This window comes from Halodurantibacterium flavum (assembly GCF_042681825.1).
GTDB classification, from domain to species: domain Bacteria; phylum Pseudomonadota; class Alphaproteobacteria; order Rhodobacterales; family Rhodobacteraceae; genus Halodurantibacterium; species Halodurantibacterium flavum.
Window position 1 is genome coordinate 171866 of sequence record NZ_JBHUGH010000001.1, and the last position, 25273, is coordinate 197138.

General features: G+C 63.7%; 20 protein-coding genes. 11 read left to right on the forward strand and 9 right to left on the reverse strand.

Annotated elements, in window-relative coordinates; genetic code table 11:
• Positions 1 to 84: 84 nt before the first annotated feature.
• Together ACFSGJ_RS00770 and ACFSGJ_RS00775 are read right to left on the reverse strand one after the other, a co-directional pair.
• Positions 85 to 1539 carry an aldehyde dehydrogenase family protein gene (locus ACFSGJ_RS00770; RefSeq protein ID WP_390258631.1) on the reverse strand — a complete coding sequence of 485 codons (1455 nt, stop codon included), beginning with the start codon at positions 1537 to 1539 and terminating at the stop codon, positions 85 to 87.
• 205 nt (positions 1540 to 1744) lie between these two features.
• The gene (locus ACFSGJ_RS00775; RefSeq protein ID WP_390258633.1) at positions 1745 to 2737 is read right to left on the reverse strand and encodes a LacI family DNA-binding transcriptional regulator; all 993 of its coding nucleotides are present in this window, start codon (positions 2735 to 2737) and stop codon (positions 1745 to 1747) included.
• A 170-nt stretch (positions 2738 to 2907) separates the two neighbouring features.
• On the opposite strand from ACFSGJ_RS00775, the gene ACFSGJ_RS00780 reads away from it, so the two are divergent.
• From ACFSGJ_RS00780 to ACFSGJ_RS00815, 8 genes are all read left to right on the forward strand, one after another.
• A complete protein-coding gene (locus tag ACFSGJ_RS00780; protein ID WP_390258635.1) occupies positions 2908 to 4800 on the forward strand; it encodes an ABC transporter substrate-binding protein in 1893 nt (630 codons plus the stop codon).
• Positions 4801 to 4882: 82 nt separating this feature from the next.
• Positions 4883 to 7000 carry a family 10 glycosylhydrolase gene (locus tag ACFSGJ_RS00785; protein WP_390258637.1) on the forward strand — a complete coding sequence of 706 codons (2118 nt, stop codon included), beginning with the start codon at positions 4883 to 4885 and terminating at the stop codon, positions 6998 to 7000.
• The gene (locus tag ACFSGJ_RS00790) at positions 7000 to 7986 is read left to right on the forward strand and encodes an ABC transporter permease (RefSeq protein WP_390258638.1); all 987 of its coding nucleotides are present in this window, start codon (positions 7000 to 7002) and stop codon (positions 7984 to 7986) included. The genes ACFSGJ_RS00785 and ACFSGJ_RS00790 overlap by 1 nt, the downstream gene beginning before the upstream one ends.
• Positions 7983 to 9185, forward strand: coding sequence for an ABC transporter permease (locus ACFSGJ_RS00795; RefSeq protein WP_390258640.1), 1203 nt, complete (start codon positions 7983 to 7985; stop codon positions 9183 to 9185). The genes ACFSGJ_RS00790 and ACFSGJ_RS00795 overlap by 4 nt, the downstream gene beginning before the upstream one ends.
• Positions 9160 to 10926, forward strand: a complete 1767-nt coding sequence (locus ACFSGJ_RS00800; RefSeq protein WP_390258642.1) for an ABC transporter ATP-binding protein — start codon at positions 9160 to 9162, stop codon at positions 10924 to 10926. The genes ACFSGJ_RS00795 and ACFSGJ_RS00800 overlap by 26 nt, the downstream gene beginning before the upstream one ends.
• Before the next feature lie 14 nt (positions 10927 to 10940).
• Positions 10941 to 11726 carry a 2-oxo-tetronate isomerase gene (gene otnI / locus ACFSGJ_RS00805; protein ID WP_390258643.1) on the forward strand — a complete coding sequence of 262 codons (786 nt, stop codon included), beginning with the start codon at positions 10941 to 10943 and terminating at the stop codon, positions 11724 to 11726.
• A complete protein-coding gene (locus ACFSGJ_RS00810; protein ID WP_390258645.1) occupies positions 11723 to 12595 on the forward strand; it encodes a 2-hydroxy-3-oxopropionate reductase in 873 nt (290 codons plus the stop codon). Before otnI ends, ACFSGJ_RS00810 begins: the two co-directional genes overlap by 4 nt.
• A gap of 45 nt (positions 12596 to 12640) precedes the next feature.
• On the forward strand, positions 12641 to 14734 hold the full coding sequence (locus tag ACFSGJ_RS00815; RefSeq protein ID WP_390258647.1) for a beta-galactosidase: 2094 nt from the start codon (positions 12641 to 12643) through the stop codon (positions 14732 to 14734).
• 299 nt (positions 14735 to 15033) lie between these two features.
• Here ACFSGJ_RS00815 and ACFSGJ_RS00820 read toward each other — a convergent pair whose 3' ends face one another.
• The 3 genes from ACFSGJ_RS00820 to bdcA all read right to left on the reverse strand — a co-directional run bounded on the left by ACFSGJ_RS00820 (position 15034) and on the right by bdcA (position 17530).
• The gene (locus ACFSGJ_RS00820; RefSeq protein WP_390258649.1) at positions 15034 to 15948 is read right to left on the reverse strand and encodes an AraC family transcriptional regulator; all 915 of its coding nucleotides are present in this window, start codon (positions 15946 to 15948) and stop codon (positions 15034 to 15036) included.
• 132 nt (positions 15949 to 16080) lie between these two features.
• Positions 16081 to 16815, reverse strand: a complete 735-nt coding sequence (locus ACFSGJ_RS00825) for an NADPH-dependent F420 reductase (protein ID WP_390258945.1) — start codon at positions 16813 to 16815, stop codon at positions 16081 to 16083.
• A gap of 1 nt (position 16816) precedes the next feature.
• Positions 16817 to 17530 (reverse strand): SDR family oxidoreductase, encoded by a 714-nt coding sequence (gene bdcA / locus ACFSGJ_RS00830; protein ID WP_390258651.1) that lies wholly within the window; start codon positions 17528 to 17530, stop codon positions 16817 to 16819.
• Between the two features lie 76 nt (positions 17531 to 17606).
• Between bdcA and ACFSGJ_RS00835 the strand changes: the two genes are divergently transcribed.
• Positions 17607 to 18212, forward strand: coding sequence for a TetR/AcrR family transcriptional regulator (locus tag ACFSGJ_RS00835; RefSeq protein ID WP_390258652.1), 606 nt, complete (start codon positions 17607 to 17609; stop codon positions 18210 to 18212).
• A gap of 65 nt (positions 18213 to 18277) precedes the next feature.
• On the opposite strand, the gene ACFSGJ_RS00840 is transcribed toward ACFSGJ_RS00835, so the two are convergent.
• Positions 18278 to 19258 (reverse strand): AraC family transcriptional regulator, encoded by a 981-nt coding sequence (locus ACFSGJ_RS00840; RefSeq protein ID WP_390258654.1) that lies wholly within the window; start codon positions 19256 to 19258, stop codon positions 18278 to 18280.
• 116 nt (positions 19259 to 19374) lie between these two features.
• On the opposite strand from ACFSGJ_RS00840, the gene ACFSGJ_RS00845 reads away from it, so the two are divergent.
• Positions 19375 to 20577 carry an MFS transporter gene (locus tag ACFSGJ_RS00845; RefSeq protein WP_390258656.1) on the forward strand — a complete coding sequence of 401 codons (1203 nt, stop codon included), beginning with the start codon at positions 19375 to 19377 and terminating at the stop codon, positions 20575 to 20577.
• Positions 20578 to 20856: 279 nt separating this feature from the next.
• On the opposite strand, the gene ACFSGJ_RS00850 is transcribed toward ACFSGJ_RS00845, so the two are convergent.
• Positions 20857 to 22491 carry an FAD-binding oxidoreductase gene (locus ACFSGJ_RS00850; protein ID WP_390258658.1) on the reverse strand — a complete coding sequence of 545 codons (1635 nt, stop codon included), beginning with the start codon at positions 22489 to 22491 and terminating at the stop codon, positions 20857 to 20859.
• 29 nt (positions 22492 to 22520) lie between these two features.
• Complete coding sequence (locus ACFSGJ_RS00855; RefSeq protein ID WP_390258659.1) at positions 22521 to 23162, reverse strand: glutathione S-transferase family protein; 642 nt, start codon at positions 23160 to 23162, stop codon at positions 22521 to 22523.
• Positions 23163 to 23302: 140 nt separating this feature from the next.
• On the opposite strand from ACFSGJ_RS00855, the gene ACFSGJ_RS00860 reads away from it, so the two are divergent.
• Positions 23303 to 24223, forward strand: coding sequence for a LysR family transcriptional regulator (locus tag ACFSGJ_RS00860; RefSeq protein WP_390258661.1), 921 nt, complete (start codon positions 23303 to 23305; stop codon positions 24221 to 24223).
• 36 nt (positions 24224 to 24259) lie between these two features.
• Here ACFSGJ_RS00860 and ACFSGJ_RS00865 read toward each other — a convergent pair whose 3' ends face one another.
• A complete protein-coding gene (locus tag ACFSGJ_RS00865) occupies positions 24260 to 25135 on the reverse strand; it encodes a LysR family transcriptional regulator (protein ID WP_390258662.1) in 876 nt (291 codons plus the stop codon).
• Between the last annotated feature and the right edge of the window lie 138 nt (positions 25136 to 25273).

Sequence of the window (25273 nt, forward strand, 5' to 3'; positions counted from 1 at the left end):
TGAATGGTTGGAGAATTTCATCCCGCTCGGCTCTCCGGGCCGCTTTCTCCGGGCCATCGCCCGGAGAAAGGGAAGGGATCGCTGCTAGGCGCGGACGACCTTGGTTTCCAAGTACTCTTCCATGCCATCCGGCCCGAACTCGCGCCCGTTGCCCGACTGTTTGTATCCGCCCCAAGGCGCACTCCAGTCGAAGTCGGTGTCGTTGATGATGATGTAGCCAGCTCTGATCTTTTCTGCGACGGCGTGGGCCGCAGCAGGATCGGAACCGGTAACATATCCCGCGAGCCCGAAGGGGCTGTCGTTGGCGATCTGGATCGCCTCTTCGACGGTATCATAGGCAATTACCGACATCACCGGGCCAAAGATTTCCTCTCGCGCGATCGTCATGGAATTCGTGACATCCGCGAACACGGTCGGCTTGGCGAAATGGCCGGCCTCCAGCCCTTCCGGCTTGCCCAATCCGCCGGCCACCAGACGGGCGCCCTCGTCGATACCCTTGCGGATATAGCCTTGGACGATATCCCACTGTTCGGCCGAAACCAGCGGACCCATGGCGGTCGTCTCAGCGCGCGGGTCACCCACGCGGATCGCTTCGACCGCAGGAACCAGGACGTTGAGGAATTCCTCAAGTCGCGACCGAGGCACGATGGTCCGGCTCGGCGCACTGCAGAGCTGGCCGGTCATCGCCATCAGCCAGTTCATGGCGGTGTTCACCGCCACGTTCAGATCGGCGTCCGGCAACAGGATGTGCGGTGACTTTCCGCCCAGTTCAGAGGTGACGCGCTTTGCTGTCGGCGCCGCAGCGATGGAGATTTCGGTGGCTGCCGGAAGCGAGCCGGTGAAAGAGACCATCCCGACATCCGGATGCGAACTCAATTTCTTGCCAATGACAGAGCCGCGGCCATTGACGAGATTGAACACCCCTGCCGGAACGCCTGCCGCATGCATGATCTCGGCCAGGATAAGGGCCGAATACGGCGTCAACTGGGCGGGCTTGAAGACCACCGTACATCCGGCGGCCAGGGCAGACACGGTCTTGCCCACCGGCTGCAGAACGGGGAAGTTCCACGGCGTGATGAGCGCCGCTACCCCGAGCGCCTCTTTCCGGATCTCGGTCGTGCCCCGCATTTCGGTGAACGGGTAGGTCTTCAGGGTCTCGATCGCCGTGGCGATCTGCACCCGACCGCTTGGCAGGTGCGCGCCGCGCGCCAGCGCCACCGGCGCACCCAGTTCCTCGGTAACGGCTTGCACCAGGTCTTCGGTCCGTGCATCGAACTCGACGAGGATCCGCTCGAGCAGTTCAATACGCTCTTGCGGGGTCGTCTGCGAATAAGAGGCAAAGGCACGATCCGCCGCGGCGACGGCCGCATCGACGTCTGCCTCGCCACCAAGCGCCACCCGGCCAGTGACTTTCCCGGTTGCCGGGTCCGTCCTTTCCAGGACCGACGGCTGGAGCGGGTCACGCCATGCACCGTCGATGTAAAGTTGATTATGCTCACGCATGTTCGTCGCTCCCACGAATTGATAGTCAGGAACCATCATGTGGCCGTGGGGCTGTCGGGGTGATAGACGGAAACTCCGCGATGATTGCACGATCCTCCAAGGCCGGGCGAAAACCCGTTACGCGCGCGGTTCCGAAAGGGGCAGGGGGCGCCGGTGCAGGGGGAAAAGCAAACCTCCGGATGTCCAGCGCATATTGTCAGGCGGCCTTAGGGGCGGTGTGCCGAGCGAACTCTGCGGCGGATCACGCGGCGGGCGATGCCGGACCCGAAGATTCGCGCTGAACAAGTATGTTCGGCACCATCATGCGCAGTGGCGCATAGTCGATCAGCGGATTGCGAAGTCGGGCATCCAGCCGTCTGACGGCATTTCTGCCAAACTCTGCCGCGCGGACCCGAACGGTTGTCAGTTGCGGGCTTACCTGAACGGCGGCGCTGTAGTCGCCAAAGCCGACGACGGATACGTCGCGTGGAATCCGCCAGCCCCTTGCCAGGAGATCCGTATAGGCGGTGATCGCCAACGCGTCATGTGCGCAAAAGAAGCCAGTCGGCCTTCCGCCCTGCGCAAGGATCTTGTCGAGCGACTCGCTGAAGGATCCGCCCTGTTCCCACGACACATAGTGGCACCGCATACCGGTTCCGGCAGATGCGACCTCAAGGACACCGTTCCAGCGCTCTCGTCGCCCACGCAGGTCAACATCGCCATTCACGAAAACAATCTCGCGATGGCCGAGATCGTAGAGGTAGCGACCGACCGCAATACCGGCTTCGCGGTCGGTCCCCCCGACATGGTCGACCTGCTCAAGCGGCTCAAGCCATCCGGCACGGACCAGCGGCTTTCCGGTGGCGACGATCTTTGCGATGGTCGCCTTGTCCCGGACGTTGACCGCGAAGAAGCCGGAGCAGCGGTCGAGGAACTTTGGCAGGTCCAGTTCCGACAGGTGCCACTGGGCGATGACGGTGCATCCGAGATGGCTCGCCTCGCTTTGCAGGCCGCTCTGGATCTGGATGTTCATCTCGCTGTTGATCGTGTCGCTTTCGTCAAAGATGGCGCCGATAACCGGGCTGGCAGGGGGGGCGCTGCGCTCGGGGCGAACATAGCCGAGCCGCTCAGCGACGGCCAGAACCTGCGCCCTGGTCGAGGCGCTGACCCCGGATTTTCCCGAAAGCGCTCTCGAAACCGCGTATTTGGAGAGGCCGGTTTCCTCGGCAATGATTCGCAGTGTGATCTTCGACATGTTCCTGCTCCATTCCTGCTGCACTGCCGCATCCCGACAAAGCTTGGGGTGTTTTTAATGCCTTAGTCCATTTGCGCCTGCAGAAGAAAAACTTCGTCATAACGCTTTACCTAACAACATGCCTTGAGAGAACCTAAAGTAGAACCGAAATCTGTTCTGGGAGGGGCAAGATGGTACGGATTAACAGACGGAGTTTTCTTTTCACGACCACCATGGCTGCGGGCGCCGGGATGCTCGGATTGCCGTTGATGGCTCAATCGGCCGGCCTGCCACCGCTGGAGGAGCGGCTGCCGCGAAACCCTTTGGTCATCGTCCCGACTGATCGTCCGGGTGTCCAGGGCGGCACCTGGAACCACGCCCTGGTCGGCGGCGGATCCCTCTCGATGCTGATCCGCTACCAATCCTATGAACCCCTTGTCCGCTTTACCCCGGACTGGTCTGGCATCGAACCTAACGTTGCCGAAAGTTATGAGGTGAATGAGGACTCGACCGTCTACACCTTCACGCTGCGGGAAGGCCATAAATGGTCGGACGGCGCGCCCTACACCACCGAAGATATCCGCTTCTGGTATGAACACATCCTGACCGACCCGGAGGTCGGCACGACCAGCGGGCAGAGTTTCTGGCAGGTAGATGGCGCATGGGGCCAGTTGGATATCGTGGACGAGACGACCTTCCGGGTGGTCTTCCCCTCACCGAACGGCTTTTTTGCGCATGGGCTCGCCTGGGCCAATCAGGATCAACTGACGCGTGCACCCGCGCATTACCTCAAGCAGTTTCATATCCGGTACAACCCGGATGCGAACCAGCTGGCGCAGTCGCGCGGGTACCAGAGCTGGACCGCCCTTTTCGCGCGCGAACACGGCCTGGCGGAAGACAACATTCATTTTCAGAACTCGGCCCGGCCAACGCTGAACGCGTGGATGTTCACGAGCGCCCCGGGCGAGAACACGGAACGTGCGATTGCCGTGCGCAATCCGTATTACTTCAAGATCGACACCGAAGGCACGCAATTGCCCTACTTCGACCGTATCGTCTACCAGATGGTCGGCGATCCGCAGGTCCTGCTGTTGAAGACGCTTCAGGGCGAGATCGACATGATGGACCAGTATATTGCGACGCCGACCAACCGGCCCGTGCTCTATGACGGGCAGCAAAGCGGCGACTACCGCTTCTATACGCTCCGCGAGACGGCGGCGAATGTCATGGTCTTCAACCTGAACCTCAACCACACGGACGAGGTGAAGAACGCGCTCTACAACACGCGTGAGTTCAGGCAGGCCCTGTCGCTGGCGATCAATCGTCAGGATCTCATCGACGCGGTCTTCGTCGGCCAGGGCGCCCCGGCACAACCCTCGATCATCGAAGGCGATCCGCTCTACAATGAGCGGCTGGCCACGCAGTTCACCGAATACGATCCGGATCGCGCGAACCAGATGCTGGATGAGATTGTGCCCGACCGGGACAGCGCCGGCTACCGTCTGGATCCGGCGGGACGGCGCCTGTCGATCATCTTCGAGATCGACCAGACCCGCACGACTTTCGTCGACATGTTTCAGCTGCTGCCGCCGATGTTCCAGGCGGTCGGAGTCGATGTGCAGATGCGGACGATGGACCGTTCTCTCTGGGAAACCCGCGTCCGCAACGGTCGGGAATTCGATGCGACCGCGCATCAGTTCGGCGCCAACTCCGGCATCGCCGCCATGCTGGATCCTCGCTACTTCGTGCCGTTCAGCAGCAACTCGGTCTATGCGCCGGGGTGGTCGCTGTACTTCACGTCGCCCGAAAACCCCAACGCAATCGAGCCGCCCGAAGAGATCAAGCAACAGCAAGAGCGGTACCGCGATCTGCTTGCGACGGGCGATCCCGAACAGCAGCATGCAAAGATGGCCGAGATCCTCGAGGCGGCCGCGGACCAGTTCCTCGTCTTCGGGATCTCGCTGCCTGCCGACGGCTACGGCATCGTGAAGAACAACATGGTCAACACGATGGACGTCATGCCGAACAGCTTTGGCTGGCCGACGCCTGGCCCCTCGCGGCCCGAACAGTTCTTCAAGACCTGACGGGACTGCGCCGGCAGCAACCTGCTCGAACCGGGGCCGGCCCGTCGGCCCCGAACGACCCCTGCATGAGGAAAGCGACGACATGCCCGACACCTCTCTTGACCCGGCACGGCTGCTGCGCACCCCCGACTGGTATCGCGGTGCGACGCGGTGGACACAGCTGACTTTGGCCGAGGATGATCCCGTCAAGTTCAGCGTCGAGGAATGGATCGACGTCTTTCGGCGCACCGGATCGAATGCGACCTGCCTCAGCGCGGGGGGGTATGTCGCCTATTACCCGACCGAGGTGCCATTCCATTATCGCAGCAAGTGGCTGGGAGACACCGACCCGTTCGGCGCATTGGTAGAGGGCGCCCGCAGCCTGGACATGCATGTGATGGCCCGGGTCGACCCCCACGCCATCCATGACGACGCTGCGGCGGCACATCCCGAATGGGTGGCCGTCGATGCCGAAGGGCAGCCGCGGCGGCATTGGGCTTATCCCGATATCTGGGTTACCTGCGCCTATGGTGACTACAACACCGAATACATGCCGCAGATCGTGCGGGAAATCGTGCGCAACTACGATATCGACGCCGTTTTTGCCAATCGCTGGCAGGGCCACGGCATCTGCTATTGCGATGCTTGCAAAACCCGGTTCAAGGCGGCGTCCGGTTTTGATCTGCCGCGGGTAACTGACCCGGCCGATGCGTCGTGGCGGGCATGGGTCGCCTGGCGGCGCGAACGACTGACGCAGATGGTGGTCCGGTGGGACCGGGAGGTTCAGGCAATCCGACCCAACGCCAGCTTCATCCCGAACATGGGTGGCGCGTCCCTGATGGAATTCGACCTCGCGACGATCGAGGCGCATTGCCCGTTCCTTGTGGTGGATCACCAGGGACGCCATGGGCTCGAACCGCTCTGGATGGCCGGGCGCAACGCCAAGCGTATCCGTGCAACCTTCCGCGACCGCCCTGTGGTTCTGATCACCTCGGTCGGTCCGGAAGAACCGGTGCATCGCTGGAAGGACTCGGTCACCACAGGCCCGGAAATGACCGCATGGATCGCGGATGGCGCCGGGCACGGGATGTTGCCCTGGTTCACCAAGTTCAATGGCGTGATTCCCGATCGCCGGTGGATTGAGCCGATTGCGCAGGGTTTCGACCTTCATGCCCGGATCGAACCCGCGCTCGCCGCGACCCAGCCCGCCTGCGAGATCGCCATTCTTGATGCCACAACCACGCTGCGTCTGCACGACCTGCGTCAGCGCGATGCAGCCGAGGCCGATGAAAAGGGCTTCTGCCATGCGCTGGTCGAAGCCGGACTGGCCTTTGAATTCGTTTCTGACCATGCAATGACGCCGGACATGCTCGATCGGTTCAAGGTTCTGATCCTGCCGAACGCGCGCTGTCTGTCAGACGACCAATGCAGGATGATCGAAGACTGGGCGCGCCGCGGCGGCAATCTTGTCGTCGCCGGCGAAAGCGCCCTGGCGTATGAGGACGGCACGCCGCGGGATGAGTGCGGTCTGGCAACGGTACTGGGAACGCGGGTGGCCGGGCCGACCCGGGGTCCGTTAAAGAACACCTATGTGCAACTGGCGGGCGAACATCCGGTAAACGAAGGCTATCAAGGTGCCAGGCGCATCATCGGCGGGTTGCGTCTGACGGCCGTCGCAGCCGAGCCCGATACGCAAGCGCCGTTCCTGGCCGTCCCTGACTTTCCCGACCTGCCGATGGAGGAGGTTTATCCCCGGGAAGAGGCAACCGCACCCGCTGTCGTCACACGCGAAACCGCTGCGGGACGCAGTGTCCACATTCCCTGGAACATCGGCGCGACCTTCTGGGAGGTTCTCGCGCAGGATCACCAGCGCCTGATCGAGAATGCCGTGCGGTGGGTCCTTGGCGGCCCCTCGATGGTCGAAATCGAAGGTCGCGGCCTTTTCGATATCGGTGTTCGGGAAGCGCCCGGCGAACGGCTGGTGACGCTGATGAACCTGACAAACCCGATGGCCTGGAAGCCACCCATCCGCGAGATCTTTCCGTCGGGCCCGCAAGAGGTATCTATCGCCCTCGATCCGGGCGCGCGGAACCCGACAGCGCGACTCCTTGTTTCGGGCCAGGATGTCCCGGTCACGGTGCAGGGTGGCCGGGCCATGGTTACCGTGCCGCAGGTCGACATCCTGGAGGCCGTCCACCTGACCTGGCAGGAGCAGGGCTGATGTGGCTCTATGCACTCAAGCGGCTCCTGCTGATGATCCCGACGCTGTTCGGCATCTCGCTGATTTCGTTCTTCATCATCCAGTTGCCGCCGGGCGACTACCTCACGTCGCTGCTGGCATCGATGGCCGACAGCGGTCAGACACTGGATCCGGTCGAGATGGCGCGTTTGCGGGCGACCTACGGGCTCGATGATCCGATGATCGTGCAGTATTTCAAGTGGATCTCGGGCATCGTGCTCCGCGGCGATTTCGGATATTCCTTTGAATGGGGCCGCCCGGTCAGCGATCTGATCTGGGAGCGGATGGGCTCGACACTCGCGATCTCGGTCGCCTCTCTGATCTTTGTCTGGGCGGTATCGCTGCCCATCGGGATCTACTCGGCCGTCCACCGCCATTCGATCGGCGATCACGTCGCGACTTTCTTCGGCTTTCTGGGGCTTGCGATCCCGAACTTCATTCTGGCGCTGACGCTGATGTATGTCAGCTATCGCTACTTCGGACAAAGTGTCGGCGGCCTCTTTTCGCCGGAATATATCGGCGCAGACTGGAGTTGGGGCCGCGTTTGGGATCTGATCAAGCATCTCTGGATCCCGATCATCGTCATCGGCACCTCCGGCACGGCGGCACTGATCCGCATCTTGCGTGCGAACCTCACGGACGAACTGTCCAAGCCTTATGTCACCACCGCCCGCGCCAAGGGCCTGTCCGAATTCAACGTCATCATGCGCTATCCCGTGCGCATCGCGCTGAACCCCTTTGTGTCGGCCATCGGCTGGGTGCTGCCGAACCTCATCTCGGGCGTAACGATCACGGCCATCGTTCTGAACCTGCCGACGGCCGGGCCCCTGCTTCTGAGGGCGCTGGTCAGCCAGGACATGTATCTTGCCGGAAGCTTCATCCTGCTGATGGGTGTGCTGACCCTGATCGGCATGCTGATCTCGGACCTGCTGCTGGCCGCGCTTGACCCCCGGATACGCTTCACATGACCCATCTGCATTACCCCCCGACCGAGCTGCCGCCCGATGGCCCCCACGCGACCGAAGAGCTGGGGCCCGCCATCAGCCCCCTGCGCCCGGGCGACGATCCGGGCAAGATCGCCGTCGCCTCGCAATGGGCGTTGATCTGGCGGAAGTTCCTCTCAAACCGGGTTGCTGTATTTGCGGGCATCGTGGTGCTGTTCTTCTACCTGGTCGCCCTGTTCGCCGAGTTCCTGGCGCCGACGTCGCCGTCGCTTGCCCGGCCGCAATTCACATATGCCCCGCCCCAGAGCATCGGCTTCTTCGTGGCCGAGCCGGACGGAAGCCGCCGCTGGCAGCCCCATGTCAAGGGATACACGATGACGGTCGATCCGGCCTCTCTGCGCCGCTCTTTCGCGATTGATGAGACGGCGATCATCCCTATCGGCTTTTTCGTCGAGGGACCGGCCTATCGCATGTGGGGTCTTTTTGACGCCAATATCCGGCTTTTCGGCCCGCTGGATCCGTCGCAGCCGATGAACCTTCTTGGCACCGACGCCCTCGGACGCGACCTTCTCAGCCGCCTGATCCATGGCACCCGCATCTCGATGTCGATCGGCCTCATCGGGGTGTTCTCCAGTCTGATCATTGGCGTCGTGCTGGGGGCGCTGTCGGGCTATTTCGGTGGCTGGACCGACCTTGTCATCCAGCGCATCATCGAGGTCATCAGCGCCATGCCGACGATCCCCCTCTGGCTGGGGCTGGCCGCAGCCGTTCCCGTGGCGTGGTCTCCGGTGACCGTGTATTTCATGGTGACGCTGATCGTGTCGCTGCTGGCCTGGACCGGACTTGCGCGCGAGGTGCGCGGACGCTTTCTCGCCCTGCGCCACGAAGATTTCGTCACAGCCGCGATCCTCGACGGCTCGGGCCGTAGCCGCGTGATCTTCCGCCACATCCTGCCCTCTCTGACGTCGCACATCCTTGCCGTGGTGACGCTTGCGATCCCGACGATGATCGTCGCGGAAACCGCGCTTTCCTTCCTCGGAATCGGGCTGAAGGCACCGGTCGTGTCCTGGGGGGTCCTGCTGCAGGACGCCCAGAACATCCGGACGGTGTCGACGGCGCCGTGGCTTCTCATCTGGCCCTCGGGGGCGGTGGTTCTCGCCGTTCTCGCCTTCAACTTCCTGGGCGACGGAATGCGTGATGCGGCAGACCCCTATGAGACATGATGCGATGACCCAGCACCCGAACCCTCTCTCTCCGGTCGCCCAGCCAGTTCCGGGCGTGGACCTTGCGCCTGTCCTGTCGGTCGAGGGCCTCAGCGTCGATTTCCACCTGCGCAGCCATATCCTGCATGCGGTTCGTGACGTCAGCTTCGATCTGCGTCGCGGCCGGACACTGTGCCTGGTCGGTGAGAGCGGTTCGGGCAAGTCGGTCACCGCCCGCGCGCTGCTGCGACTGATCGATCCCCAGGCGCGGGTGTCGGGCGGCATGATCACCCTGCGCGGCGCAGACGGAGAAGAACTGCGGCTCGACCGAATGCCGCCGAACAGCCGCGACATCCGCGCGATCCGCGGCCGGCGCATCGGCCTGATCTTTCAGGAACCGATGTCGTCGCTGTCGCCCGTGCGTACCATCGGCACCCAGATTGCAGAGGCGCTGCTGCTGCACCGCACGATGACGAAGGCCGAGGCAAAGGCCGAGACGGTCAATCTGCTGCGCCAGGTCGAGATCGCCAACCCCGCCCAGATGGCCGACCGCTACACCTTCGAGTTCTCGGGCGGGATGCGTCAGCGCGCGATGATCGCGATGGCCCTGGCCTGCGACCCCGACATCCTGATCGCAGACGAGCCGACGACGGCGCTTGACGTGACGACGCAGGCCGAGATCATGGACCTCATCGCGCGTCTTCAGCGCGAGCGCGGCATGGCCATGCTGATGATCACGCACGATCTGGGCCTTGTGGCCGAAGTCGCCGATGCGGTGGCCGTCATGCGGTGGGGCCGCATCGTCGAACAGGGGCCGGTGGAGCAGATCTTTCACGCACCACGCCATCCCTATACGCAGCGGCTGCTGGACGCGACGCTGAAGCTGGACAGCGCCGCCAAGCGCCCGGCGCCCAGGACCGAGGGCAGCCCGCTGCTTTCCATCCGCGGCCTCTGCAAGGGGTTCGGCGCGACGAACTGGCGTGGCCAGCAGACTTACGCGATCAAGGCGGTGGATGAAGTGAACCTCGACCTCTGGCCGGGAGAAAATCTGGGAATAGTCGGTGAAAGTGGGTCGGGCAAGACGACCCTCGGGCGCATGTTGCTGCGTATCATCGAGCCATCCAGCGGCAGCATTCTGTGGCATGGCGATGGATCGCCCGTCGAGGTTACGACGATGAGCCGCCCGGACCTTTCGCGTTATCGGTCGGCTGTTCGCCTGGTGTTCCAGGATCCCTATGCATCGCTGAACCCGCGCATGACCGTAAAGCAGGTCATTGCCGATCCGCTGGTGGTGGCCAGCGGGCTGAAGGGCGCCGCGCTTGACGAACGAGTCGCGGAGCTTCTGGAGCTTGTGGGCCTCGATCGCTCCGCGATGGAGCGGTATCCGCACGCCTTCTCGGGCGGCCAGCGACAACGCATCGGCATCGCCCGGGCCCTTGCCCTGAACCCGCGCGTCATCATCGCGGATGAGGCGACGTCCGCGCTGGACGTTTCGATCCGGGCACAGGTGCTGGACCTGCTGCTTGAATTGCAGCAGCGGCTGGACCTCAGCTTCATCTTCATCGCCCACGATATTTCGGTCGTGCGATACTTTTGCGACCGCGTCGCAGTAATGCATCGCGGTCGCGTCGTCGAAACCGGCACAGCGGAGGAAATCTGCACCCGCCCGCGCGAGCCGTACACCCAGAGCCTGATCTCTGCCGTACCGAACCCCGACCCACGCAACCGCCGGATGCTGCACCGCACCCGCTTTCGCGCCTGACGTCAAAGGACCCCATGCCCAAATTCAGTGCCAACCTGTCGATGCTCTATCCAGAGCTTGAATTCACCGACCGTTTCGCAGCCGCTGCCTCGGATGGGTTCCGGGCTGTCGAATATCTCGATCCCTACGATCATCCGCCGAAAGAGATCGCGGCGATCCTGCAGCAGTCAGGATTGCAGCAGATCCTTTTCAACCTGCCGTCGGGCGACTGGCAGGGGGGCGAGCGCGGGCTGCTGTGCCTGCCGGACCGGCGCGCCGAATTCCGCGAGGGGGTAGAGACCGCACTGCGCTACGCCGAGGCGCTTCAGTGCCACCAGGTGAACGCCCTTGCAGGTATCGCGCCGGCGGGGGTGGCGACCGATGCGCTGGACGAAGTGATGGCCGAGAATCTCGCCCATGCCGCGCCCCGGCTGGCCGACGCCGGCATCAGGCTGCTGGTCGAGCCGATCAACACCCGCGACATTCCGGGTTTTCACTGCGCGCGGGTCGAGCATGCGCTGCGGGTCATGGACATGGCCGGCCACGCGAACCTGTGGCTGCAATACGACTTTTACCACGCGCAGATCATGCAGGGCGATCTTGTTGCGACCTTTGAACGGCATCAGGCGCGGATCGCGCATGTCCAGATCGCCGACCATCCAGGCCGGCACGAGCCTGGCACGGGCGAGATCAATCACCGCTTCATCTTCGGAGAGCTGGACCGGCTCGGCTATCAGGGATGGGTCGGATGCGAATACAAGCCCTTGGGCGGAACGTCCGAGGGCCTTGACTGGATGAAACAGCACGGAGTTGCGCCATGAAAATCGGCTTCATCGGACTGGGCGTCATGGGCCGCCCGATGGCAGGGCATCTGATCGCGGCGGGCCACGACGTTCTGCTGCACCGGGTCAAGCCGGTCTCGCAGCACCTGGTCGATGCCGGCGGCAGCGCGATGGACAGCGCAGCCGAGGTTGCCGCCGGCGCCGAGGTCGTGATCCTGATGCTGCCGGACACGCCCGATGTGGAAGATGTGCTTTTTGGCGAAACCGGCATCGCGGCCGTATTGAAGCCGGGGACACTGGTTATCGACATGAGCTCGATCTCGCCGGTGGCGACGCAGGACTATGCGGCGCGCATCGTGGGGGCTGGCGGGGAATGGCTGGATGCCCCGGTTTCCGGCGGAGAGGCCGGCGCAGTGAACGCCGCGCTGACGATCATGGCGGGCGGAAGCGAGGCCGCCTTTCAACGGGCGCTGCCGATCCTGCAACTGCTGGGCAAACGGATCACGCATATCGGCGGGGCAGGGGATGGGCAGACGGCCAAGGTCTGCAATCAGGTCATAGTCGGCCTGACCATCTCTGCCGTGGCCGAGGCGCTGTCACTTGCGGAATGGGCCGGTGCAGACCCTGCCAAGGTCCGGGAGGCGCTTCTGGGCGGCTTTGCCGACAGCACGATCCTGAAGGTGCACGGCGAGCGGATAATCAACCGGACCTTTGAACCCGGCTTCCGGATCGCCCTTCACCGGAAGGACCTTGGCCTTGCTGTCGATGCGGCGCGCAGCCTGAACAAGGCGCTGCCCGGCACGGCGCTCGCCCATCAGATGATGTCGGCAGCGATCGGGCGCGGCGACGGCGATCTTGACCACTCGGCCCTGGTCCGCACGTTGCGCGCGATCTCGGAGCCGCAGTGAGAACCAGTGCAGAACCCGCCGCTTGCGGACCGGAAAGGAGCCGTCATGGCCAGTGAATACCCCCGCATCCCCTATGGCGCCGTCTATTTCCGCAAGTCGAACCCCCCGCGCGAGGACTGGAACCGGGACTATGCCACCGCCGCCGAAGACGGGCTGAACACCTTCCGCCACTGGTTCATGTGGTCCGCGATCGAGCGCGCCCCGGGGCGCTTTGACTGGGATGATTGCGACCGTCAGCTGGACCTGGCCGCGGCGCATGGCCTGTCGACGGTCATCGCCGAGTTCACGATGGCCGCACCCGACTGGCTGGTTCGCAAGCTCGACCACGCCCGCATGCGGACGGCCGACGGCCGCCCCATGGCCTCGCAGCTCAGTCCCTCTTGCGCGGTCGGCGGATTCGGCGAAGGGCTGGGCGGGGCAGGGCCACTGACGCTCAATGATCCCCAGGTGCACGAGGCCGTCATGGGCTTCCTGACGCGCCTGGCCGAACGTTACCGGGGCCATCCCGGCCTCATGGGCTACGACATCAACAATGAGGTCAATTATCAGCCTCAGTTCGACTTTTCCGATCCGACGGCGGCGGCGTTCCGGCGCTGGCTCCGGGAAAAGTACGGCAGCCTGGATGCCCTGGCCGAAGTCTGGCATCGTTATTCCTACGCCGACTGGGATGACATCATGCCGCCTCGTCAGGTCCAGCCCTATGCCGAATGCCTGGACTGGATGACCTTCCGTGAGGACAATTTCTACCGCCATGTCGAGGAGAAGATCCGCACCATCCGCGCCGCCGACCCGGATGCGGCGATCATCTCGCACGGGATTGCTGGCGCCGTCACCGCCTTGGCCGGCCACGGTTGCAACGACTGGCGCGCGGCCAGCCAAGTCGACATTTATGGCTATACATGGATCGCCGCACGCAAGGGCAACCAGCCCTGGCGCAACTTCTATGCGGGGGATCTGATCCGCGGCGCGGCCCGCGGCAAGCCCTTCTGGCATGCGGAGCGGCAAGGTGGCCCCCTGTGGATGCAGCCGCAGGTCCTTGGCCGCGCCAAGGAGGATGCCCGCGTCGCCACACCCGAGGACATACGGCTTTGGTCGATGGCCTCGTTCGCGGCCGGCGCACGTGGAATGATGAACCTGCGTTACCGGCCGTTGCTGGACGGCCCGTTGTTCGGCGCGTTCGGCGCCTATGGCATGGACGGGAGCCGCACCCCCCGGTCCGACATGCAGGCCGCCATCGGGCGATGGGCCAATGCACCCGCGCAGGCAGCGCTGATGGCGGCCAGACCGGTGCGGGGCGAGATTGGCATACTGATGATCCCGGAGGCACAGCGGTTCGACCGTCTTCTCTCGAGCGAAGGGGGCTTCACCACATACCAGGACGCGATGTGGGGCGCCTACCGCGGATTTCTCGACCTGGGCCTGCAGCCGGATTGGGTCCATCACGAGGACATCGACAGCCATGATGTGATCTATGCACCGTACCCCATCCTGATCCCCGCCGCTCTGGCCGCCCGGCTTGCGGTATGGGTCAGGCGTGGCGGCAAGCTGATCTCGGAAGCATGTCCCGGGTATTTTGGCGATATGGGGCGCGCGGGGGGCCGGCAGCCGCACAACGGGTTGGACCAGCTTTTCGGCGTCGTCGAGGATGAAGTCGAGTTCATGCCCGACATCGCGCACCGCACCAAGGTGGTTCTGGACAACGGACGCCTGACCTGCGGCGGCTTTCTCCAGTCGTACCGCGCGCTGGGGGCCGAGGTCATGGGACGGTTCGACGATGGGCGGGTGGCCGTGACGCGCGCGGTCCACGGCAGCGGTGCGACGCTGCTGATCGGCACGCATGTCTCGGCGGCACATTTCCGCGCGCTCGAGGCCGGGCAGGATGACGCGGCGCCGTGGTTCAGAACATGCCTGGACTGGGCGTCCCTCACCCCCTTGGTGGAAACCGGGAACAGCCATGTGATAGGCCGGCTGCACGTTGACGGAACACGGAAATTCATCTGGCTCGTCAATCCGACTGATGCCCCGCAGCCTGTGTCGGTAAAGGTCGGCGGCCAGACTGTCGTTGCAACATCGTGCCTGTGGGGTGACATATCGAGCGGCACCGTTCCGGCACAGGACGCGATCATCCTCTCGTGCTGAGATCGATCCGGCCGCGCAGGCTCCTTCGCCCGGCCGGACGGGTGGACGACGCAGAAGTGTCGCGTTGTCGACGGGCGCGTCCGCACCTGTCGTCGGAAGGATGCCGTGGTGCCATCGCCATCGGACGAGATCAACCGGATCGTGCCCGAAGAAGTCAGCAGCAAATAGACGTTGCTCCTGCTGGCGGCCTTGGGCAAGTGACCGTTTCGTTTCAACGCCTCGCGCAAGGAGAACACGAGTGTAGCCCGGAAGACACTGACCCGGCCGCAGGCTGCAGGAGGCTTGCGGATGGCGTTGACTCAGGCGGCTGCCGGGGTCCCAGCTTCGCGAAGACGCGTGACATCGCGCGCCGGCGGCAGCCCGAAGACTTGCCCGTATTCGCGGCTGAACTGTGAGGGGCTGTTATAGCCGACTTCAAAGCCGGCATTCGCCGCCTCCAGCCCTTCCGTCAGCATCAGCCGGCGCGCTTCCTGCAGGCGGATCTGGGCGCGGTAACGCAGTGGGCTCAGACCGGTCACAGCCCTGAAATGCTCATGAAACGCTGATGCGCTCATCCCCGCCCTTTCCGCGAGCTGTTCGACCGAGACGGGCTCGGCGAAATGATCGCGCAGCCAGGCGATGGCCTGGTCGATCCGTCCCAGGCGTGTGTCTGCGGCGGCCATACGCCGCAACATCGGTCCGGCCGGGCCGCGCAGCAGTCGCCACATCAGCTCACGCTCGATGAGGGGGGCGAGCGCCGCGACGTCGGCCTCGTTATCAAGAAGGGTGACCAGCCGGCAGGCCGCGTCCAGCATGTCTTGCGTGCTCTGCCCGAGCATCAGACCCAGGTCCAGTGGCGCGCTGTCCCGTACCGCATCCGCATGGGCTGTGATCAATTCCGCCAGGGCGGTCCGGTCAAGGTCGAGGACAAGGCACAGATAGGGTTCCTCCGCGCTCGCCCGCGTCACCGCGCCGATCACCGGAAGGTCCACCGCCGCGACGAGAAAGTTGGCCGGATCATAGCGGAACCGGCGCGTTGCAAGCTGCGCCTCCTTTTCCCCCTGCGCGACAAGGCAGAGCGAAGGCGTATAGATTGCGGGCATTGGCAGGGTCGGTTTGCCGGACCGGATAAACCGAAGCCGGGGCAGTGCAGTGCAATGCGTCCCATCGCCAGGGGCGTGACGTGCGATCAGATCGCTGAGGTGCCTGGTATTTCGCATGCTGAATATTCTCATTTCCCGAACACAGGTGCAAGCTGATCTCGCCGGACATCTGGAGGATCGTGCAATCTTTGCGACTCCGGCGGCTCCGCATTGCGGCCGGGAAAGCCGCGGGCGGGGGGCTGCGGTGGCGCATTCAGCGAAAGGCTATCTGGCATCCCCTGCCTGAACGGACAGCTTGACCGCCTTTGCCAGATTGGCCTCCAGTTCGGATTTCGTCTGATGCGCGAATGCTGCTTTCCACGAAGGTTGACCCGGGCCGCTACGCCAGGATTCACTGAGCGGGCTGTTGTCAACCGTGTCGAAACCGAACTGATCGTGAAGCCGCGTCACGAGTTCAACGGCCTCCGGATAGTTGCTTGAGACGGGCAGCGCATGGCGGGCGTGCGGATCCGCCGGGTTGCCCAGAACGAAGAGGTTGGGGGCCTGGATAAGGGAGAAAGCCTTGGCCACCTTGGATGTCGGCAACTGTTCCTGGCGGAGCTCGTGAACCGTCTTTTCGCCCGAGTCGATGACGGCGAAATTGCCGTCGCGCCAGGCCATGTAGTTGTTCGTATCGAGCACGATCTTTCCCGCCAGTTCCGCCACCGGCATGTCGTTGGCAAGCTTGAGCGGAACGGCGATGATGACGAAATCTCCGCTCAGGGCCGCCTCCGCCGCGGTCGCGGCACGGGCATTCGGCCCAAGTTCGGCAATCAGATCGCTCAGGGTTTCGGGTCCGCGCGAGTTGGCGATGACGACGCGGTAGCCGGCAGCGATCGCGGCACGAGCCAACTGACTGCCGACCTCGCCGGCACCAATGATCCCAACAGTTTCCATGGACTCTTTCCTCAATGACGGGTGCAGGGCGGCTTTGCTGGGCCCGGCCCTGCACCGCTTCAGATCATGCGCCGAACGCGCCGTCGATCGTGTGCATCGCCCCCGTCACGAAGCTTGCCTCCGGCCCGGCGAGCCAAGCAGTCATCGCGGCGACTTCGTCGGGCCGGCCGTGTCGCTTGATTGCCATGAAGCTGTGCAGCACGTCTTTCATGGGTCCGTCCGCCGGGTTCGCGTCAGTGTCGATCGGCCCGGGTTGGACGATATTGATGGTGATCCCGCGCGGTCCGAAATCACGCGCCAGCCCGCGGGCCAGACCTTGCAATGCGGATTTGCTGAGCGCGTAGGATGCCATGCCCGGAACTGGCATCCGGTCTCCGTTCACGGAACCGATAATGATGATCCGACCGCCTTCCGGCATGCTGCGGGCAGCCTCGACCGAAGCATGATAGGGCGCATGAATATTGATTGCGAACAGCCGGTCGATCGCGTCCGGATCCTGTTCAAGTGGGTCACCGAAGACGGCGACGCCTGCATTGACGACCAGCACGTCGAGCGGCCCACTCTCGCGCACCCGTGCAATCACGGCGTCACGGTTCGAGCTGTCGGTCGCCACTGCGATGCTGCCCGTTTCGCTTGCAAGCTGCTCTGCAGCCGCGCGGGATCCGGAATAGGTGAACGTCACATTCGCGCCGTCCGCAACGAAACGCTTCACGATTGCAGCCCCGATGCCCCGGCTACCACCGAGTACCAGGACCGATTTTCCTTCGAAAGTGGCCACAATGCCCTCCTTGATATTTATTGTAGTATGCAGTACATAATAACGCAGGAAAATCGCGTCAAGGATTTTTGTAATTATGAATACAAAAAAAACTCGTGGACGACCGCGCCGGTTTGATCCGGATCAGGCGGTGGAGACCGCCCAGCGTCTGTTCCACGCTCATGGCTACGATGCAGTTACTGTCGCCGACATCACGGAAGCGCTCGGCATCAATCCTCCCAGCTTCTATGCAGCCTTTGGAAGCAAGGCCGGGCTCTTCGCTCGCGCTATCAGCCGGTACAACGCCGGCAGTGCGATACCGTTCTCCGATCTGTTGCGACCCGACCGTCCGGTCGCCGAAAGCCTTGCGACGATTCTGAAGGAAGCCGCGCGTATCTACGCCGCCGACCCCGACACCACCGGCTGCCTTGTGCTGGAAGGTACCCGGAGCAACGACCCCGATGCACGCGAGACCGCCCGCGGCTTTCAGGCTGCCGCGGAGGAAATGATCCGCGAATATATTGCAGAGCAATATCCGGAGAAGTCGGAGCGTGTGACGGACTTCGTCAGCACCGTCATGGTGGGGCTTTCCGCCAAGGCGCGCCGAGGCCACGCGCTTGATCGCCTGCTGGCGACGGTCGATCTTGCCAGCCTTGCATTGGCCGAAGCACTTCCGGAAGAAGCGCCCGATGCAAGAGCATGAAGCGCCTTAATCCCCCCAGGCGGGCGTTCTTGCGAATGCTGCGTGTTTCGGACATGGCGGCGCGATCAAGGGCCGGAATCCTCTGCCGCTGCCTGGCCGGTCATGCCGCTCTTGCCTTTCATGGCGTGTCTGGCATGGCCGGGGGCTTGACCCACGACGCGCTTGTAGGCGCGGCTGAAGGCCGCATGAGACTGATAGCCAAGCCGTCTGGCGACCTGATCGATCGGAAGATGATCATTCACGATCCACTGCGTGGCAAGACGCATCCGCAACGCAGACACATATCGCAGGGGTGTGTGGCCGGTTGCGGCAACGAACCGTTCAGCGACGACCGAGCGCGAGCTTCCCATGAGAGCGGCCATCTTCTCCAATGTCCAGTCGTGCCCCGGATCGCGATGCAGCGCCGAGAGCACCCGGCCAAGCCGCCCATCGCGTATCGCACCGATCCAGCCGCTCGAGTCATTGCAGTCGCACTCGATCCATCCCCGAACGATCGAGGCGGCAAGCACATCGGCCAGACGGGTCAGGATACTTGCCGTTCCGGCCCTGTCGGCGGCCATTTCACGCTCCATCGCGTCCAGCAGCGGTCGAATTTCAGGCTGACGTTCAAGCAACGAACTTACGCACAGGACGTCCGGCATGAGATCGATCAGGGGATGCAGGGTCGCCATCTCGAACTGCAGGCGCGCCGAAAAGATCAGCACGTCCCTGGATCGGCAGACATCCTCCTGATGCGCATCGAGCGCGCAAAGTCCATCACACAGCGGAACGGTCGGAAAACTCTCCATCGGGCGCGCCTTGACCCGGGGGCCCGAGATGATCGCATGCTCCTGACCGCGCGGCAGCAGCACTGCGGCTCCGCTGGTCATGGGGATCGGGGATCTGTCGCCCACTTGGAGGAGCGCCTCGCCCCTTGCAACAAAATGAAACCGGGCATCATCAGAGTTGGGGAAGCTCACACCGAAAGGTGGGGAGAACAGGAGCCTGGAATAACTGGCGCCCCGCAGGCGCATGCCCATCAATAGCTCGCTGACTGGATCGGACATGTTAGCGGTCACAGGTTCGGACTTTCGATCAAGAATTTAGGTATTCCTGTGATTGATCATCCGACACTTTTCGCCATTTGACAACAGTTGTCGCTTCAACATGAGGATCACACCCAATGAATATTGATGCCCAAGCCGCCAATCCGGGGGCGCCGACGGCGTCCGCCTGGGCGGCCGTCTTTTCCATGAGCCTGGGGGTCTTTGGCCTCGTCGGCGCCGAGTTTCTTCCCGCCAGCCTGCTGACACCCATCGCCGCCGATCTCGGCATTTCTGAAGGGATGGCGGGACAAGCCGTCACCGCAACCGCAGTCATGGGCGTCTTTGCCAGCCTTACCGTTGCGTCATTCACCCGGTCGATTGATCGCAGGGTGGTCCTGCTGGCCTTTACCTTGCTGCTTATCCTCTCCAACTTCGTGGTTGCCGCTGCTCAGTCTTTTCCGGTCATACTGCTTGGTCGCGTGCTGCTCGGCATTGCGCTGGGTGGATTCTGGGCGCTTTCCACCGCGCTGGTCATGCGGCTGGTCCTGGAAGCAGATGTCCCGAAAGCGCTGTCCATCGTGATTGCCGGCGTTTCCGCAGCCACCGTCTTTGCCGCTCCGCTCGGCAGCTACGTGGGCGATGTTCTGGGCTGGCGCGCGGTGTTCTTTGGCGCGGGCGCCCTTGGGATCATCACCTTTGTCGTTCAGTTCCTTGCCCTGCCCTCCCTGCCGTCCCTGGGTCATGCCAATATGGGCACGATTTTCCGGGTCGTCGCGCGCCCGCACGTCGCCCTTGGGATGATCGCGGTTCTGCTTGCCTTCGGCGGCCATATGTCAATGTTCATCTATGTCCGGCCCTATCTTGAAAACGTGACGAGCGTCGGTGTGACGGGCATCACCTTTGCGCTGCTGGCGTTCGGCCTCGCCAATTTTGCCGGCAACTATCTGGGCGGTGTTCTTGTTGCGCGTTCCTTGCGGGCAACTCTGGCAATGATGCCCCTACTGATCGCGGCAATGGCCTTCCTGCTCGTCAGCATCGGGCAGAGCTATGTCGCCACGGTGGTGCTGATCGTGATCTGGGGCATGGCCTTCGGGGCAATTCCGGTGGCATGGTCGACCTGGATATCGCGCGCTATTGCCGATGAGGCTGAGAGTGGCGGTGGACTGCTCGTGGCGTCAATCAGCTTTGCCATCGCCGCGGGTGCTGCGATCGGCGGTGTCATCCTCGATCTGGTCGGCATTCAAAGCGTCTTTATCGTCAACGGCATTGTTCTGGTGCTTGCGGCGATCGTGGTCGCGACGGGCGTGGGCGCCTCGCGGACGGCACCCGCACCGGTCTGACGTCAAGACGCTGCAAAGGGCACAGCTCTCTCGGATGCGGTTGACGGCTGGCGGGGCTCGCTCCGCCAGCCTCTGCTCCGATGGCCACGGTCTGACCGACCAGTCCTGTCTCTGTCCGGATCGCGCTCTTCCCGTCGCACCGTCGGCCATTGCGCGAGGGGGAAAGCTGTCACCGGCACGGAGGTGCCGGATCATCCTGTCCCCCGCGAGGGGGGGATCCGCCAATCGGGAGGGATCGGGCTTTCTCCTCGCATCACGGGGCCGTGTGAAAGGCCGGCGTCACCCGGATGGCCCGAAGGTCTCGAAATGAATATGATCAGGCGGCACATTCCCGGCTTCAAGCCCGGCGCGAAGATCGGCAAGAAAACGTGCCGGGCCGCAGAGCATGTAATGGGCCTGCGTCCCCGCCCCGAGCGCCAGCAGATGCTGTTCGCTTACGCGTCCCGCAACATCGAAATCCGCACCCTTCCTATCTGACTCGCGCGGTGCACTGTAAAAGACCTTGCGCGTAATGTTTGCCCGCTGCCGGATGAGCGCATCGACCTCGGCGCGGAAGGCGTGGCTCTGCCTGTCGCGCGCGCCATGAACGAACCAGACCGGCCGGCTTGACGGGCTGGCCACGACGGCCTGCAGCATCGAGAGCATCGGGGTTACCCCGACGCCCGCGCTGACAAGGACCAGCGCGCCATCGCCACCGGGAAGGGTGAAGTCGCCTGCGGGCTGGCGCGCGGTAATCGTATCCCCGATCCCGGTCGCGGAATGAAGAAAGGTCGAGGCGATGCCGTGATCTTCGCGCTTGACGCTGATCCGGTACGTCCCGCCCAGCGGCGAACCTGACAACGAATAGCTCCGCCCGACGCGTTGGGGCTGGCCCGGCACGTCCAGTTCGACGGGCAGATGCTGGCCCGCCGCGAAAGGCGGCAGCGCTGTGCCATCCGCCGCGGCCAGGTGAAAAGACGTGATCCGATCGCTCTCGGTCTCCTTTCCGATGACGCGCAATTGCTGAAGCATATCGCCCTCATCACGCCAGCGGAGCGTCAGTGCGCCGGGACGGTCAATCACCTTTTCCACCGCCACCTCGATCATCCGCCGCGCATTCGGATCATGACTGTCGCGCGGGGCCCAGTCGATCCTGGCGCGCCCCGCGACATGCAAAAGACCGCCAGTCGCAAAATCGACGAAAAGCAGGCCGACACGGGGGTCACTGACAAGGTTGCCGATCGTGTTGAAATAGTTGTTGCCCGCGTAGTCGGGAATGCGGAGCACCGTCCCCCCGCCCATGACGCGGACGAACCCGGGCGCGCCCCCCCGATGCGAGGCATCATAACCGTCTGAGGGCCGGTCCCCGCCCGCGCTGTAGCCCGAGCCGATGAAGAAGGTATCGGCCGCCGTGATGCGCGCTTGCTGGCCCGGGTCGAGCCGGCGTGAAAGGCGCGCACTGGCCTCGGTGGCGGGCTCGGCCCGGTGCCAGACGCGTTCATGTATGTATTGCGGGCAGTTCCCAAAGCTTTGCCGCACCTCGATCGCAAAGCCCGCATCATCCGCGCGGATCAGGCCATTCAGCCGGTTGCGCCGCCTGGTCGCGAGCTCGATCCCCAGCGCCCCGATTTTTGCGCCGGGGACAAGGGTTGCGGACAGCGGGTCCTGCGGGGGCAGGCGCGCCGCGACCGAAAGCCTGCGCTTGTCCGGCGTGCTGACAAATCCCGCGGGGCCCTCGACGATCGTCACCCATGGCCACCCGTCACCGTCGCCACCCGCGATCACCAGAAACGGCAGCGACGCAAAGAAGGCGCGGTGCTGATCCGGCATATGATCGCGGATAAAGCCTCCGGCCCAGGAGGCGACGTCGCCCGCACCGGCCCGGCGCTGTGCCTCGAGTTCCCCGGGATGGAAGGGGGAATGTTCGGATGTCATCGGGTAACCTTTGCTCTGCGGGCTTGTTCTCAGGCCAGTGCCGGCGAACGCGCCATTCCCACGAAACGCGGCAGCGCCTCGATACGGCCAAGCCAGCCTTGAACCGCGGGATAGGGTGACAGGCTGACGCCGCCTTCGGGCGCATGGGCGATATAGCTGTAGCCCGCAATATCGGCGAGCGTCGGTCGCGCCAGCGCAAGCCAGTCATGCTTGGCCAGATGTGTCTCCATTACGGCCAGAAGGCTATGTGCCTTGGCTATTGCCCTCGCATGGTCCAGATCCGCGCCAAACAGCGTGACCAACCTTGCGGCGCAGGGGCCGTAAGCGATCTCTCCGGCAGCGATGGAAAGCCAGCGCTGGACCTGCGCCTTTTCCACCGGGTCGGCGCCCCACCAGGTCGCAGCATCGCCATAGCGTTCGACCAGATAGATGAGGATGGCGTTTGAATCCGACAGGGCCACGCCGTTATCCTCGATGGCCGGAACCTGCCCAAGGGGGCTGATACGGAGGTAGTCGGGCGCCTTGTGCGCGCCGTTTTCCATATCCAGATCAACGGTCTCATAGGGGATATCCAGCAGCGCGAGCATCAATTCGACCCGGTGGCAATGACCGGATTTGGGGTGGCGGTACAGCTTTACGGGCATCCCGTTGCGGGCATTCGCATTGGCCATGACGAGGTTCCTTTCAGGTTCGGGTGGACCGCTGTGGCAGCGGGATATTCATGGACCTCGATGATAGTCACGTGCTAGGCTCGAAATAATAAGCTGCCTTTGAAAGGCAGTGTTGCATTTTCCAAAACAATCGGCAGTCCATGGATCGTCTGCAAAGCCTGAGAGTGTTCGTCGCCGTCGCCGAGACCGAGAGCTTCACGGCGGGTGCGCGCGCTTTGGGACTGAGCACACCATCCGCCACGCGTGGCGTTCTCGCACTTGAAGCCGAGCTTGGCGCCCGGTTGTTCACGCGCACCACGCGGCAGGTAAGGCTGACGGATGTGGGGTGGTCCTATCTTCAGGATGTCCGCGAGGTTCTGGCCGGCCTTGCGGCGGCTGACGCCGCAGCCTCCGGCGCGGCGCAGATCCCCGTCGGGCAGCTTCGCATCACCTGTCCGCAGGAATTCGGGCGGATCTATGTCGCTCCACTTCTGACGGAGTTCCTTGATCGCTTTCCGGGTGTGAGCGCGGATGTCCTGATGATCGACCGGATCGTGAACATTGTCGAGGAAGGTTACGATCTCGCCTTGCGCATCGGGCGGCTGCCGTCATCGGGACTTGCCGCCATCCGGGTCGGGCAGGTCCGCCGTGTTCTCTGTGGCGCCCCGGGTTATTTCGCCGTCCGGGGGCGCCCGCAGGTGCCGGCTGAACTGGCCTCTCACACGGTCGTCTCGGTCGGCCCCCGCACGGCCGGCCAGCACTGGCGCTTTGGGTCGGGTGGCGAGCATGCGGTCAGGGTCAGCCCGCGGCTCAGCGTCAGCAGCGTGGCCGCAGGAATTGAGGTCGCGCGGCGCGGCTGGGGCATCTGTCAGGCACTGTCCTACCAGATCGGCCCCGATCTGGAGGCCGGCAGGTTGCAGCTTGTGCTTGAAGACTACGAGCCTGAACCCCTTCCGGTCCATCTCGTCCATATCGAGGGACGTCGCGCCGCGCCCAAGGTCCGCGCCTTGGTGGATTTCCTGACCGAGCGCTTGCGCGAAACTCCGGGCGTGAACTGGAAGGGTCAGGAACAGCAGGATTGACGCCCTGCGATCCCGGACTGGTCAATCAACTGTCCTTCAGGCCAAATCGGGCAGTTGCTCCGAAAGCCACTGTGCAAAGGTGGTCATGGCACCCTTGGCCGGACGGTCGGACGGCCATCCGAGATAGTATTTTCCGGCCGATACTGTGGCATCGAACGGCTGTGTCAGGCGCCCCTGCCTGATGTGGCCCTCGAACATGGCGACCGGCAACAGGGCTGCGCCAGCACCGGATGCGGCCAGTTCCGCAAGGGCGACCGAGCTGTCGAACACCGGCCCCGCGACGGGCGGACAGGGCGTACCCGTCACGGCAAACCAGCCGGGCCATTCGGCACTGCGATAGCTGCGCAGAAGGACCGTCCGTCCAAGATCGGCGGGGCTTTCCAGCCGAGATGCCATTTCAGGTGCGCAGAGCGGAGACAGGGGGGCCTCCATCAAGGGGATCGTGTCATGACCGGTCCAGCCGCCGGTTCCGAAACGGATGGCCATGTCGAGCCCCTCTCGCAGTATTTCCACCCGGTTGTTGTTGCTGGATATCCTCAGGTCGATCTCCGGATGGGCCGCGCGAAAGGAAGCCAGTCGGGGGACCAGCCAGCCAAGGGCAAAGGTCGTGTTGACCCCCACCTTGAGCACCTCCACGTCGCGGCGCCCACCCAGCCTGTCAAGCACGTGTGCCATCGCGTCGAAGCCATGTTCAAGAACCGGGAACAGCAGGCGGCCTTCATCCGTCGGGACAAGCCCTTGGGAGGTGCGCAGGAAAAGCGCGGTGCCCAGCAGGTCCTCCAAGCGCGCGATCTGATGGCTGACGGCCGCCTGGGTGACGCGCAGTTCGGTCGCGGCCTTGGTAAAGCTACCCTGCCGCATGGCGACTTCAAAAACCCGCAGGGCGTTCAGGGGAAGGTCGGGGCGATCCACGGTATTACCTCAGCTATTGGCAGCCCATAAGATTTATCGTTTGAGGCAGCACAGCAAGGCGGAATACACCATCGCCATGACATCGCCGGATGTCCTGCCCTCAACCGAAGCCGACGCGGCGCCCCCAGAACAAGGAAG

What these genes read in the sequence shown, in the direction of transcription:
- ACFSGJ_RS00770 (WP_390258631.1), bottom strand. Translation starts at nt 1,539, where the DNA reads ATGGTTCCTGACTATCAATTCGTGGGAGCGACGAACATGCGTGAGCAT.
- ACFSGJ_RS00775 (WP_390258633.1), bottom strand. Translation starts at nt 2,737, where the DNA reads ATGTCGAAGATCACACTGCGAATCATTGCCGAGGAAACCGGCCTCTCC.
- ACFSGJ_RS00780 (WP_390258635.1), top strand. Translation starts at nt 2,908, where the DNA reads ATGGTACGGATTAACAGACGGAGTTTTCTTTTCACGACCACCATGGCT.
- ACFSGJ_RS00785 (WP_390258637.1), top strand. Translation starts at nt 4,883, where the DNA reads ATGCCCGACACCTCTCTTGACCCGGCACGGCTGCTGCGCACCCCCGAC.
- ACFSGJ_RS00790 (WP_390258638.1), top strand. Translation starts at nt 7,000, where the DNA reads ATGTGGCTCTATGCACTCAAGCGGCTCCTGCTGATGATCCCGACGCTG.
- ACFSGJ_RS00795 (WP_390258640.1), top strand. Translation starts at nt 7,983, where the DNA reads ATGACCCATCTGCATTACCCCCCGACCGAGCTGCCGCCCGATGGCCCC.
- ACFSGJ_RS00800 (WP_390258642.1), top strand. Translation starts at nt 9,160, where the DNA reads ATGCGGCAGACCCCTATGAGACATGATGCGATGACCCAGCACCCGAAC.
- otnI (WP_390258643.1), top strand. Translation starts at nt 10,941, where the DNA reads ATGCCCAAATTCAGTGCCAACCTGTCGATGCTCTATCCAGAGCTTGAA.
- ACFSGJ_RS00810 (WP_390258645.1), top strand. Translation starts at nt 11,723, where the DNA reads ATGAAAATCGGCTTCATCGGACTGGGCGTCATGGGCCGCCCGATGGCA.
- ACFSGJ_RS00815 (WP_390258647.1), top strand. Translation starts at nt 12,641, where the DNA reads ATGGCCAGTGAATACCCCCGCATCCCCTATGGCGCCGTCTATTTCCGC.
- ACFSGJ_RS00820 (WP_390258649.1), bottom strand. Translation starts at nt 15,948, where the DNA reads ATGAGAATATTCAGCATGCGAAATACCAGGCACCTCAGCGATCTGATC.
- ACFSGJ_RS00835 (WP_390258652.1), top strand. Translation starts at nt 17,607, where the DNA reads ATGAATACAAAAAAAACTCGTGGACGACCGCGCCGGTTTGATCCGGAT.
- ACFSGJ_RS00840 (WP_390258654.1), bottom strand. Translation starts at nt 19,258, where the DNA reads ATGTCCGATCCAGTCAGCGAGCTATTGATGGGCATGCGCCTGCGGGGC.
- ACFSGJ_RS00845 (WP_390258656.1), top strand. Translation starts at nt 19,375, where the DNA reads ATGAATATTGATGCCCAAGCCGCCAATCCGGGGGCGCCGACGGCGTCC.
- ACFSGJ_RS00850 (WP_390258658.1), bottom strand. Translation starts at nt 22,491, where the DNA reads ATGACATCCGAACATTCCCCCTTCCATCCCGGGGAACTCGAGGCACAG.
- ACFSGJ_RS00855 (WP_390258659.1), bottom strand. Translation starts at nt 23,162, where the DNA reads ATGGCCAATGCGAATGCCCGCAACGGGATGCCCGTAAAGCTGTACCGC.
- ACFSGJ_RS00860 (WP_390258661.1), top strand. Translation starts at nt 23,303, where the DNA reads ATGGATCGTCTGCAAAGCCTGAGAGTGTTCGTCGCCGTCGCCGAGACC.